The organism is Methanogenium organophilum (genome assembly GCF_026684035.1).
Classification (GTDB): Archaea; Halobacteriota; Methanomicrobia; order Methanomicrobiales; family Methanomicrobiaceae; genus Methanogenium; species Methanogenium organophilum.
Genome location: NZ_CP113361.1, coordinates 883,017 through 894,954, shown reverse-complemented (window position 1 = coordinate 894,954; position 11,938 = coordinate 883,017). Strand labels below are relative to the sequence as shown.

Genomic DNA, 11,938 nt, shown 5'->3' with positions numbered 1-11,938 from the left:
GGATATGCGGGTGGCGGAATAAAAATGTGTAGAATGACACTGGTTGCACAGATGTCGCCGGTCATTTGTGCGATGTGTCAGGATGCATATTCTACCGGTTTTTCATATGTCGCTGCCTCTCATGGAGGAAAATGCCCCTCCCGGAGCATCGCAGATACCATCAGAAAAAGATGGGGGGAACAGGGAGGGAAAAATGGAACTAAATAATTAATGACGTCCCAAAAAGTAGACGCCCACGCAGATAACGCAGATGGAGATTGCCATTGCGAGCATGTCGTACGCGGTTGTAAACTCCATTGAGAGGATCCGCTGGAAGAAACTCACAATCAGGACCATAATAATGACCTTCACAATCTTGTTTTTCAAATCATCAAGGTTCTCAACTTCAAGGATATTCCCGAATTCCCCTTCTTCATGGGCGATATCGATTTTAGAGATGAAGAGTTCATAGATCCCGAAGGTGAAGATCAGCAGCACAAGGGCAATGAGGTAGAAGTCAATCGCACCGATGATTGCAATGAGAATCTCTTCGTGGCCGACATGGGCGTTCGTTGCGAAGAAAAAATCACTAAGTGTGTTGTATATCTCAAGGGATCCTGCCACAAAGAGGACAATTGCGGAAAGTGCCCCGAAGATGACACCCAGGAGTACGATATACCGGATGCTCCAGAGGCCTTTTTCAAATTTCTTTTCAACCGGGTGCATTTCCTTTCCGCCGGTCTGTATTGGTCTGTCAGCACTACTCATTTATTTCAGCCTCATATGTCGTGGTCATCAAGGGGAGGAGACACTCTCGCCGTGCAGAGATGGTGCCGGGCAGCCCCTCATCCCCCGGATTCTCGCATGTACTTGATCGGTATGGTACTAAATCCTCTCGCCCGTGCGTGAAACGACACAGTGCCGGCAGATGGCGGCATGCCGCCCGGACGGTATTGCAATGCCCCTGCTCTAATAAAGGAATACAGCGACACCTCCCTTCTGCACACGGAATGTGCAGGCATGGGCTCCAAAAATAAGTGTTCTGGTTAAAATCGGTTTTTTGGAGACTATTTTGCACAAAACGGGTCATTTTTTCTTTCAAACCAGGGTTCCTGCAACATCACAAAAGAGATGCAATGCATACTTCTATTATCTCATACACCATTTATTCCACTGAGTTTATCTCATGAACGACAGAAACAACTTCCGGGGCGGTAGCCGCGGATACAGCGGTGGACAGGGACGATCATTCGGCGGTCCCCGCGAAATGCATAAGGCAACCTGCGCAGACTGCGGAAAGGAATGTGAAGTTCCGTTCAAGCCTACTGAGGGTAGACCTGTATACTGCAACGATTGCTTCCCAAAGCACAGAAAACCCAGATACTGATTCCCGAGAATCAGTACCCTTAATTTTTCTCATCATTTTAACCGGAGCTTTCGCTCTCGCCCCACTGCTCTTCCCCGGCTTTCCGCCTGGTGGCATCTCCTCTCCTGACCGAGAGTGTACAACATCTGTCCCTGCCGCCTTTCGTCATCTTCCGAACCGGAAAATGAATACCCTTTTCTCTCCTCCGTGGAAAAAAGAGCATACTGGTTCCCATGAATACTGATTTGGAACAGAAGGTGCGGGCACGGTGCCGGGAGATGGAGATCCCTCTGGTTGGCTTCGCTGATGTCTCCCGGTGGGAAGACTCCTCTGTTAATCCCGACATGCCGGAGGCATTCTATCCCCGGTCGATATGGCCGGAATGCGTATCTGTGCTGGTAATCGGTCTCCCTGTCCATCTCCCCGCCCTCGAAACCACTCCCTCGATCTGGTACCACGAGGAGTACCGGACGGTAAATGCCCTCCTTGACCAGTATACCTACCGGCTGGCAGAATTCCTGAACCGGCACGGGTATCCGTCTGTCTCCGTGCCCCGTGACGGGTACGGGCATGTGAGCGTCCTTGAGGACAATCCGGTTGCCTTTTTTTCCCATCGGCATGCGGCATATTTTGCGGGACTCGGGAACTTTGGTATCAATAATATGCTCCTCACTCCGCAGTACGGGCCGCGTGTCCGGTTCGGGTCGGTTCTCACGGCAGCGCCGCTGCCCCCCGACCCCCTGATAGAGGAGATGCTCTGCACCCGGTGCATGCAGTGTGTGAACGAGTGCCCCGTGCAGGCGCTGAATGAGGAGGATTACCCGGAGGGTCTCACCGAAAAGGCAACCTGTGCCAAATACAGTCAACGCCTTGCACGGGATTACCGGGCGCCCTGCGGTGTCTGTATCAAGGTCTGCCCGGTGGGTGATGACCGGATACACTACCACCGGGAGGACACCGGGATATACCGGGAGAAGGCCGGTACAGAACAATACCGTCAGGCATGGGAGCATGTCCGGCGCTACGGGGTGAAGTGATATTTCCGGGAATCTGCGGTTCACCCCGGTACAAAACCAATATGACAAATCCGGTCTAAATGATACTCCATAGAGAGAGTCGTCTGTTCCGTCCTCTCCTGTGCTTCCAGGTGTAATACAATATGAAATTCGCAACGCTCACTGAAACGGAAACTGCCGGAAAAACCGTACTTCTGCGTGTCGATTTTAACTCCCCCATTGATCCCGCATCCAATATTATCCTCGACGACAAGAGGTTCCGCGAACATGCACCGACGGTGCAGGCGCTCTCCGATGCGAAATGCGTGGTCCTCACCCACCAGTCCCGGCCGGGGAAGAAGGACTTCACTACACTGGAGGCCCACGCCGCACGGCTGGAGCGTCTCATCGGGCGCCCGGTCACCTACATCGACGACATCTTCGGACGCTGTGCCCGTGGGGCGGTTGAAGAGATGGAGCCGGGCGATGTCCTGATGCTCGAGAATGTCCGGTTCAGTGCTGAAGAGAACCTGAAGATGTCCGGTGAGGATGCCCTCGGGACCCATCTGGTGCGTAATCTTGCTACAATGGCAGATATCTACGTAAACGACGCATTCGGCACCGCTCACCGGTCGCAGCCGACCATAGTTGGTCTCCCGCGGGCAATGCCTGCAGTGGCAGGGCTTCTCATGGAAAAGGAGATCGCGACCCTCTCCCGTGTCTTCTCCGGTGGACCCCGTCCGGTGACCTTTATTCTCGGCGGAACCAAGGTGGACGATTCCCTTGATGTTGCGGCAAATGTCCTCTCCGGCGGCATCGCAGACCGGGTTATCGCAGTTGGTGTGGTGGCAAACGTCTTTTTCAAGGCACAGGGAATCCGTATCGGAGCACCGTCAGAAGACCTCCTTTCAACCCTGGGATACCTCTCAGAGGTGGAGAAGGCAAAAGATATTCTCGCGAAATACGGCGACCGTGTCATCCTGCCGGAGACGGTCGCCATCCGGAACGGTGATTCCCGTGATGAGTGTCCGGTAACAGCTATCCCTGACCTGCCGGTTCTCGACTGCGGTCTCTCATCCATCGGTCCCTTAACAGACATCATTCGTGAATCCGGCACGGTGGTCCTGAACGGCCCTGCCGGTGTCTTTGAAGATCCCCTCTTTGCGACCGGCACAAATGAGATCCTCCGGGCCGCATCCGCTGCGGAATTCTCGGTCGTGGGTGGGGGACACACGGCGGCGGTCATTGAATCGATGGGGATTGATCAGAAATTCTCCCATATCTCCACCGGCGGCGGTGCCTGTATCGAGTTTCTGACCGGCAAGACCCTTCCTGCAATCGAAGCCCTGGGAGAGTCAAAGGCCCGTTTCTGGTAAGGGCCGGCGTCCTCTGACCGTTTCGTGCCACGGGCCACGAGGGCACGTCCGTATTTATTCCCAATTGGGCTGGTTCCCTATTATCACTCCGTTTATACTTTTCCTGGTTCTGCAGCCCCCGGAGAGAATGGTTGCCGGTGAAGAGCGAGGCGACCGGATTTATCTGTCCTCCCTCCAGAGTATCTGAGGAGAATCATCTGGTGCATCATGACAGACAACGCAGGAAACGGGACGACGGAGGTGCTTTGTGAGATGGCAGGGGGGGAGACGGTGTACCGTAACGGGACGTGTATCGTGGCCGTTCTGCCGCCGGGTCGTACGGTGCTCTCCACCTCGTGGCTGAACGGCGGCTGCCGGAAGGGTCTCCGAATGGTCTTCAACCACCAGTTGTCAGAGGGTTCCTGCCGTTCGGACGATCTGGAAGGAGGAGGTATCGAGGCGTATCTGCGGCTCACGGCCTCCCGTCTCGGCTTTGATCCGGATCTGGCAACAGGCATGCTCACCAAAGCGGATATGGGCAATGCCGCCGTTGCCACCCATACCTTTCGCGACCTTGCCGTGACGGCGGTTATCACCGGCGGTATTGAGGTGAATGGCGGCCGGGCCGGTGACCCTGCATCCTTTTATGAGGAGAACGGTGAATTCGGCGATCTGGGGGGAACCATAAACACCATGCTCTTCATCAGTGCATGCCTTCCCCCGGAGACCATGACCCGCGTGGTGATGACCGCAGCAGAAGCGAAGGCCTCGGCCCTGCAGGAGCTGATGGCCCCGTCGCAGTATTCCGAAGGCATTGCGACAGGTTCCGGAACGGACATGATCACGGTAGTGAGCGACGGCACCAGTCCGCTCTTTGTCACCAATGCCGGCAAACATGCAAAACTGGGGGAACTCATCGGCCGGTGCGTCCGGGAGGCGACCCGCGACGCACTGGGAAGACAGACGGGGCTTGGGTCGGAGAGCCAGCAGAATATGCTCGTCCGGCTCGAACGATTTGGCATAGGAGAAGAGGACTTCTGGGAAGCGGCGTCCGGTCTTCCCGGTGAACACAACCGTGAGGCGTTCCTGTCCTCCCTCCGGAAACGGGCGACAGACCCTGTCCTCGTCGCGGCCACTGCCTCCGTTCTGCACATCGCTGATGAGGTGGCGTGGGGACTTCTCCCTCCCGAAGCCGGAATGCATGTGGCCCGTTCGATGATGACGGGGATGACTGCCGCTACCGGGACGGACGGGCCCGCCGGTTTCGATAAAGCCGGTAACGATGGTCATACAATTCCTGAAGAGTGGGTCCGGTTCGTGTCGATATGCATCGAAAAACACCAATCCTTTATTCATTAGATCATCTGCCCACCTAAAATGCAAATGAAAAGTCATTTGTTCTGATTTTGAAAACCCTCTCCCGTATGATTAACCGGGGGGTTTTGAAGAGGACATGAAACTGAAGATAATGACAATGATAGGCCTTGTGGTCCTCCTGATTGTTGGGTTCTGCTTTGCCGGTATGGTGACCGGGGGGCTCGGTTCTGAGGATGGGGAACCGTTTACGGCGACCATCGTCAAAAGCATCTCATCATTTTTTGGAGGGATGAGTGGTCCGGAGGACACAGTGACAGAAGTTGGTACAAGCGGTTCAACAGCCTATGAAGTGGAGGCATTCCGGCCGGATGATCCGAATTATTCTGGCGCTGAGCTGCATGCCACAATTCATCCGCTGCCTGCTGAAGCCGTCGAAAAAAAGCTGATAATGAACCAGAGTATTGATTTTGCATGGAATGCCCGCTCTTTTGAGGTAGATGTTGAGGATGGCCCTCTGGTGATCACCTATTACATCAATGAGCATGATGACACGACTGTTGCCTGTTTCATGGAGGTGAGGGTGACTGACTGCACCACGGGCGAAGTGCTTCTGGAGGATGGATACCGGAGGAAGTATAGTGCTGACCTCAAAAAAGATCTTACCCTGTTCTATGAAGGGCCGGTGCGAATCGATTTGTATGGGAATCTGGTGAACGCAGATATGTACATCTATGCTGACCGGTGAACTGGCAGTCTCCTCTCTTTTTTCTGTTGAATTGTGCGCCGCTACCGGATAACCGGCTGGTGTTCTGTGTGCCGGTATGTTGCGATGCATAAGCCGTGACAAATCCGGGTGATTGGGGTCGGAAGGAATTGCTGGTTATCTGTACTCGACTGTACACCGGTGGGGGATTGTCTCCTCTCCATACGGATGAGCTTATTTCTGTGTCGTCTCCGGCAGAAATAAAAAAAAGGTGAGTATTTCAGGCTGTGCCTGCACTGTCGTACAGGTTGCAGATAAACCGGGCCGAGAAGATGGCAAGGAACGGTAGCGCAATGAACATGAGCAGCCATCCGATGATGGGGATGATTGCGAGAATGAAATAGATGATTCCGACTACAATGCCGACTACAATGAGTGAAATGATGTAGTTGCCCCAGCCGATCTCGCCGATCTTGTCTTTGATTGCACCGAATGCAAATGCTTCGCCGAACTTCTCCATGCGTGCAAACCGGACGATACCGATGGTGGCAAACAGTCCGCAGAGGATAGCGACGATGAATGTGACGAGGAGGCCGATGCCCATGCCTGCAATTGCCGCACCTGCTGCCGCAGGGTCAGACATCATTGCAACCCCGACTGAACCGCCGATGAGAATCACGCCGATAATGATCGCAGGAATCATCCATACAATCGAGATGATAATATACAACAGTCCGTCAACGAAGAGCTGTACATAGTCTTCCAGTTCCGGTGCCGGTTTGATACCCCGCATCACCCGGATGGTGTAGCCATACAAGATAAAGTCCACAATCGGAATGATGCTGATGATGATCAAAAGGATCCATTTGACCCATTTTCCAACCAGTGCTTCCTTTGCATACTCAAAGGATTCGCCAAGATTATCTCCAATTCCCATAATAATTACCTCGTTTTAGGGGTAAATAGCACTCTATCTTAAAATATATAATGTTATTGCAGAAAAACCCTTACATATCACCTCAATTGTAAAATCAGAGGTCATTTACTCTGATATTTCTCGCGCTGTTCATCTACGGTTTCCTCTGGATTGCAGGTATGTTAATGTAATCTAATTTATCTTTTTCGCGCTTTATGGGATTATTTTTTGTTTCAAGCTAATTTATGGGCTGCAATTTTGATGCGCAGACGTTTTTGTGTGTTAAACCCTGTTTGTCTGCCATTCTCCCGGGTTGGGATGAAGGGGCCTGTATCATGGACATTCTCTCCCTCAGGGAAAATGGGCCTCAGGAAAAAAATGGATTTGTTGTGTTTCAGGCTGTTTCTGCACTGTCATACAGGTTGCTGATGAAGCGTGCTGACAGGATATTCAGGAACGGGAACGCCGCGAACATGAGAATCCACCCGATGATGGGGATGATTGCGAGGGCGAATACGATGACAACCATCACAATGACAAGGACAATGAGTGCGATGATGTAGTTTGCCCAGCCAATCTCTTCGATCTTCTTCTTGATTTCACCGAATGCAAAAGCCTCCCCGACCTTCTCTGTCCGGGCAAACCGGACAATGCCGATGTTGGAGAACAATCCGCAGATGATGGCGACAATGAGGGTGATCAGGATACCGATGGCCATACCTGCCAGAAACGGTATCGGTATGCTTTAGAATGCCATCCGGATGTTTTACAGGACTTTTGCCTGCATTGAGGGACAGTTATTTATTCTTTGCACACAGTAGGAGAGAAAATACCTGAAACGGCATGGAGACAGTACCTGTGTATCGGATTCTCGTTGTGGATGAAGAGCCTGAAGTGCTTGCCGTAGCTCGTCTCTTTCTTGAGCGGGACAAGGAGATTGTCGCAGACACCGCTACCTCTCCTGCCTGTGCTCTCGCGAAGATGGATGTCACCCCATACGATGTCGTCGTATCTGATTATATGATGCCTGATATGGACGGCATCGCCTTTCTCCGGGAAGTCCGGTCACGATTCGGTGATATTCCCTTCATCATCATGACCGCGTATTCACGTGAGGAGGTGGCAATCGATGCACTCAACAGCGGGGCAGACGGGTACCTGCAGAAGGGGGGGGACATCAAAGGGACCTTCGTTGAACTAATACACCTCATAAAAAATGTCGCCGGGAAACGGGACGCTGAACAGGCCCTTGCAGAGAGTGAGGGTCGGTTTAACGATATTGTCGAGAATGCTCATGACCTGATGTATAGTGTACGCACGGACGGGAGTTTTATTCTGGTGAATCGTGCCTGGCGGGAAACGCTTGGGTACAGTAAACAGGAGTCTGCCTCAATGACGGTCTTTGATGTCATTGCACCTGATGCGCTGGATGCGTATATGAAAATGTTTTCCGATCTTCTGCATGGTGCAGGCCAGGATGGGTTTGAGACAGTATTTCTTACAAAAGATGGCAGACGAATTCCTGTGCGGGGGAATATCAGCTGTCGTATGGCTGGCAGCATACCGGTATCGGGCTGGGGTATTTTTCATGCCCTATCCGGGCCGGTGGAAATTGAAACCGATGTACACACCATGCTCGCGGCCATCCGAAACCTCCCTCTGCCCATTATGTTTACCGATAGAAACGGGGTGATTACCCGGACGAACTACCGGGCACAGGAACTCTTCCACCAGGCATGTTCCTCCCTTTCAGGAGTGGATGTCAGACTTCTCTTCACGGACCCTGCATCCTGGGATCGGATTATGTCCACCCTGTCCGGAAGCGGTATGTGGCAGGGGGAGGCATTGATGCAGACCGCAAATGAAGACGGCGGCTGCGTGCTCTCCCTCTGCTGTGCTGTTGCCTGTGGTAGCGACGGGATGCCGGGAGTGTACAGCGTGGTTTTTCCCGGATATTCCCCGTCTGCGGGCCCTGATTGTGATTTCCTTGAATAAAAATTTAGTTTTCCTCTCTTTGGGATGAGAGTGCATTCAGACATTCTGCGGCCTCTGCATAACGCCCGATGGCCATGTATGCCGCACCAAGGCGGGAGCGTGCTGCATCGTCTGTCGGGTTTGCCTGCAGTGCTTCTTTAAAGCAGGTGATCGCCTGCTCATGCCGGCCCGTCTCGGCAAGTGCCCGTCCTTTTCCATACCATGTGGCAGCTGTCTCTCCCTCAAGTGTAGTGAGCTGGTCAAATACCTTTCCTGCCTCCTGGAATTTCCCGGCGGCCATAAGAACAGACCCGAGTGCTGACCAGTATGCAACATTCTTTTTGTCAACCTCAATCGCCGACTGAATAGCAGTGATTGCCTCAGGAATCCTGCCGGTGCGTTCGTAGAGGACGCCTGCCGTAAAGTGGGCGTGGGCCAGATTCGGTTCTGCATCTCTGAATGTTTCTGCCGCCGAAAGAGCGCACTTCATGTCTCCTGCCGCACGGGCGGCCTCGCTGAGGAGATACTGCAGTTCAGGCCGGTCCGGGTCTTCTTCTGATGCCTCTGCAAAGATGCCGGCCGCCCCGGCATAGTCACCGGCATACATCATTGTCGTCCCGAGGTGCATCTGCACGATGGCACTCCTGCCTCCGGATGACGAGGCTGTGCGGTAGGAACGGGCGGCCTCTTCATATCGCCCAAGCCGTTCCAGGGCAGATGCCCGATACTCCCACGCCTGGCAGTTTGCGGGATCAATCGCGGTGATTTTTTCCGTCACGTCCGCTACCTGTTCATACTCCCCGGTGAAGAGCAGACAGGCGGCAAGGGAGAGCCAGCTGTCGGTATCATGCGGATTCAGGGAGAGCACCTCGTGATATTCTGTTGCGGCGTCTGTGTAGCGGCCTGCCTTCTCATAGGCATGGGCACGAAGTGTGCGGGCGGTATTGTCGCCGGGCACCAGTTCGAGATACGCGGTAAATCCGTCAACCGCTTCCTCTCCCCGGCCGGTCGCAAGGAGGGCTGCTGCACGTTCCCGGAGGGCCGGAGCATGATCCGGTTTCAGGCGGAGTACAGTATCAAAGGACTCCAGTGCCTCCAACGTATTTCCGAGCGCAAGTGCGACTCTTCCGGATTCGTAGTGCACTGCCGGGTCTTGCGGCCGGGTCTTTGCAGCGGATATGAGGCATTTTCGTGCATCTTCCATGTCCCCTTTGCGCAGATAGGTCTGCCCGAGGGCAATCCAGGCATCCGTATTTTCCTGGTTGCGTTCAAGCGACCGCTGGAAGAAGAAGATTGCCTCGTCATATTTTCCGAGGGATGCAAGGGATTCACCGAGACGCAGGGATGCTCCTGCCCGTCCCGGTTCCGCCTCAACCACCTGGATATAGACCTCTGCCGCATCCTCCAGTTCGCCTGCCTTCTCCAGGAGGGATGCCTTCTGGGCAAGAAGGCTCATGTCCGTGGGTGCAATGGCCCGTGCCTCCTCGATGACCTGCAGTGCCTCACGGTATCTGCCCAGGTATTCCAGTGCTCCTGCGATCTGTCGTTTGATCACGAGATCTGTACCGCTCTTTGCGTCCACCGGCTCAAGCGCCCCGAGAGCCGCCTCATACTGGCCCATTTCGAGGAGGGAATTCCCCTTCAGTGCAAGAATGCCGGGATCGTTGGGGTGGTCTTCGAGGATCGAATCAAAGACGGCAAGGGCCTTTGCGTGTTCACCGGAGGTCTGGTAGATGATACCCAGTTTCCGGCGTGCATTCCGGTCAGTTATCCCTCCCTTGATGGCTGCAGCATAATAGGTGGCCGCCTGTTCAGTTTTGCCGGTGTGCAGACAGGCATCGCCCAGGAGGGCGACAGATGTCCAGTCCTCCGGCTCGGCGGCAGTCACATGGGAGAGTACCTCTCCTGCCCGCTCATAGTCACCGATGGTCATGAGTGCCTCACCTTTCCGGCGCCATGCGGTGAGATCACTGCGATCTGCATCAATCAGGCGTGAATAAAGGGTAAGCGCTTCCCGTTCTCTTCCGATGTGCATAAGTGCATCTGCCTGCAGGGACGCGAGAGCATTCATCCGGACGTCAATGTCCATCGACCGGGCGCCGGGGTTCTTTTTGTCACTGGAAAACAGGCTGAGTTCCGCTTCTGTGCTAATCCATGAAACCGCCCCATCGCCGCCGCTGTCGGTGACCTTTGCAAGACTGGTGTAGGCCTCTTCGTACTGGCTCAGCCCCAGCAGGCATATGCCCCGGTGATACCAGGCAAGGCTGTTTGTCTGGTCGATACGCAGCATTGCATCAAAACAGTCTGCCGCCCGCCGGTATTCGCCGGTGTGCTCGAGGGCAGCGCCCATCAGATACCAGGCCTGCAGATCATCCGGATTCTTTTTGACGACAATTTCAAGTGACTGTGCGCATTCACGGAATTCTCCGTTCCAGAAGAGGGAGGCACCACGGTAGTAGCCGGGCATCGGGTTTTCCGGCATGGCCATCGCGGCCTGCCGGTAGGCATCTGCCGCCTCTCCGAAGCGCCCGAGGGATTCATAGAGCCCTGCAAGCCGCATTGCAACGGCTACTGTATTGGTGTCCGTCTTGAGGGCCCGCATATAGATATCTGTTGCCTCTTTGCGCCTTCCCGCCCGTTCCAGGGCGTCACCGGTGAGCGTGAGCAGGTCGGCGTTGTCCGGACAAAATTTCAGTACCTGATTAAGATAGGTGAGTGCATCGGCCGTATTTCCGGCCCGCAGATGCAGGCGGGCTGCCCGTTCGCGGAGGATACGGTCGTCCGGGTCGAGCGCAAGAGCCGTTTCTGCGGCCGCTGCCGCATCGGTGTAGCGGGCAAGCCGTTCGAGGCAGTCGGTCTTTCTCAGCCACCCGTTCAGTGCATCCGGCCGGTTTACGGTGACAATATCATAGCATTTCAGTGCCTCGGTATAACTGCCGGTACGCATCAGTGTCTCGCCAAATGCCTCCCATGCGGCGATGTCCTTCGGGTTCTTCTCGACGCAGGCCCGGAATTCATGTGCGGCCTGTACCGGCTCTCCAAGGTAGGAGAACGCCTCGCCTCGCATATGATGGATTACTGCATCGTCAGAGATCTCAAGTGCCTTCCCCAAATCCCGGGCGGCCTCTTCATACCTGCCCTGGGTGAAATGATTTTTCCCTTTTTCAATCCAGGGATTCTGAGATCCCTGTCCGAATATATTGTCAAAAAGCGCCATGAACAGACTCACCCGCTGTAAGATAGTACTGTATCCTACTGTGAAGTAAAATGTGTTTCTCTTCCATGAAACGGGCACGAGGTACCTTGCTTTGTCACCCGTGCTGTCGGACCCTG

Annotated in this window: 10 protein-coding genes; 6 read left to right on the top strand and 4 right to left on the bottom strand. The window is 54.3% G+C overall.

All coding sequences use genetic code 11. The annotated features are described in order from the left end of the window. Positions 1-207 precede the first annotated feature (207 nt). A complete protein-coding gene (locus OU421_RS04610; protein ID WP_268187435.1) occupies positions 208-747 on the bottom strand; it encodes a YqhA family protein in 540 nt (179 codons plus the stop codon). Positions 748-1,165: 418 nt separating this feature from the next. Between OU421_RS04610 and OU421_RS04605 the strand changes: the two genes are divergently transcribed. From OU421_RS04605 to OU421_RS04585, 5 genes are all read left to right on the top strand, one after another. Beyond that, positions 1,166-1,366, top strand: a complete 201-nt coding sequence (locus OU421_RS04605) for a CxxC-x17-CxxC domain-containing protein (RefSeq protein WP_268187434.1) — start codon at positions 1,166-1,168, stop codon at positions 1,364-1,366. A 212-nt stretch (positions 1,367-1,578) separates the two neighbouring features. Then, complete coding sequence (locus OU421_RS04600) at positions 1,579-2,382, top strand: 4Fe-4S binding protein (RefSeq protein ID WP_268187433.1); 804 nt, start codon at positions 1,579-1,581, stop codon at positions 2,380-2,382. 122 nt (positions 2,383-2,504) lie between these two features. After that, complete coding sequence (locus tag OU421_RS04595; protein WP_268187432.1) at positions 2,505-3,716, top strand: phosphoglycerate kinase; 1,212 nt, start codon at positions 2,505-2,507, stop codon at positions 3,714-3,716. A 207-nt stretch (positions 3,717-3,923) separates the two neighbouring features. Continuing rightward, positions 3,924-5,054 carry an adenosylcobinamide amidohydrolase gene (locus OU421_RS04590; RefSeq protein ID WP_268187431.1) on the top strand — a complete coding sequence of 377 codons (1,131 nt, stop codon included), beginning with the start codon at positions 3,924-3,926 and terminating at the stop codon, positions 5,052-5,054. 94 nt (positions 5,055-5,148) lie between these two features. Beyond that, positions 5,149-5,757, top strand: a complete 609-nt coding sequence (locus OU421_RS04585; RefSeq protein ID WP_268187430.1) for a hypothetical protein — start codon at positions 5,149-5,151, stop codon at positions 5,755-5,757. Between the two features lie 238 nt (positions 5,758-5,995). Here OU421_RS04585 and OU421_RS04580 read toward each other — a convergent pair whose 3' ends face one another. Continuing rightward, positions 5,996-6,652: a DUF4013 domain-containing protein gene (locus tag OU421_RS04580; protein ID WP_268187429.1), complete on the bottom strand. Its 657-nt coding sequence runs from the start codon at positions 6,650-6,652 to the stop codon at positions 5,996-5,998. Positions 6,653-7,025: 373 nt separating this feature from the next. Continuing rightward, positions 7,026-7,349, bottom strand: coding sequence for a DUF4013 domain-containing protein (locus OU421_RS04575; RefSeq protein ID WP_268187428.1), 324 nt, complete (start codon positions 7,347-7,349; stop codon positions 7,026-7,028). Positions 7,350-7,474: 125 nt separating this feature from the next. On the opposite strand from OU421_RS04575, the gene OU421_RS04570 reads away from it, so the two are divergent. Next, on the top strand, positions 7,475-8,626 hold the full coding sequence (locus tag OU421_RS04570) for a hybrid sensor histidine kinase/response regulator (RefSeq protein WP_268187427.1): 1,152 nt from the start codon (positions 7,475-7,477) through the stop codon (positions 8,624-8,626). A 4-nt stretch (positions 8,627-8,630) separates the two neighbouring features. On the opposite strand, the gene OU421_RS04565 is transcribed toward OU421_RS04570, so the two are convergent. Further along, on the bottom strand, positions 8,631-11,822 hold the full coding sequence (locus OU421_RS04565) for a tetratricopeptide repeat protein (protein ID WP_268187426.1): 3,192 nt from the start codon (positions 11,820-11,822) through the stop codon (positions 8,631-8,633). Positions 11,823-11,938 lie beyond the last annotated feature (116 nt).

What these genes read in the sequence shown, in the direction of transcription:
- OU421_RS04610 (WP_268187435.1), bottom strand. Translation starts at nt 747, where the DNA reads ATGAGTAGTGCTGACAGACCAATACAGACCGGCGGAAAGGAAATGCAC.
- OU421_RS04605 (WP_268187434.1), top strand. Translation starts at nt 1,166, where the DNA reads ATGAACGACAGAAACAACTTCCGGGGCGGTAGCCGCGGATACAGCGGT.
- OU421_RS04600 (WP_268187433.1), top strand. Translation starts at nt 1,579, where the DNA reads ATGAATACTGATTTGGAACAGAAGGTGCGGGCACGGTGCCGGGAGATG.
- OU421_RS04595 (WP_268187432.1), top strand. Translation starts at nt 2,505, where the DNA reads ATGAAATTCGCAACGCTCACTGAAACGGAAACTGCCGGAAAAACCGTA.
- OU421_RS04590 (WP_268187431.1), top strand. Translation starts at nt 3,924, where the DNA reads ATGACAGACAACGCAGGAAACGGGACGACGGAGGTGCTTTGTGAGATG.
- OU421_RS04585 (WP_268187430.1), top strand. Translation starts at nt 5,149, where the DNA reads ATGAAACTGAAGATAATGACAATGATAGGCCTTGTGGTCCTCCTGATT.
- OU421_RS04580 (WP_268187429.1), bottom strand. Translation starts at nt 6,652, where the DNA reads ATGGGAATTGGAGATAATCTTGGCGAATCCTTTGAGTATGCAAAGGAA.
- OU421_RS04575 (WP_268187428.1), bottom strand. Translation starts at nt 7,349, where the DNA reads ATGGCCATCGGTATCCTGATCACCCTCATTGTCGCCATCATCTGCGGA.
- OU421_RS04570 (WP_268187427.1), top strand. Translation starts at nt 7,475, where the DNA reads ATGGAGACAGTACCTGTGTATCGGATTCTCGTTGTGGATGAAGAGCCT.
- OU421_RS04565 (WP_268187426.1), bottom strand. Translation starts at nt 11,822, where the DNA reads ATGGCGCTTTTTGACAATATATTCGGACAGGGATCTCAGAATCCCTGG.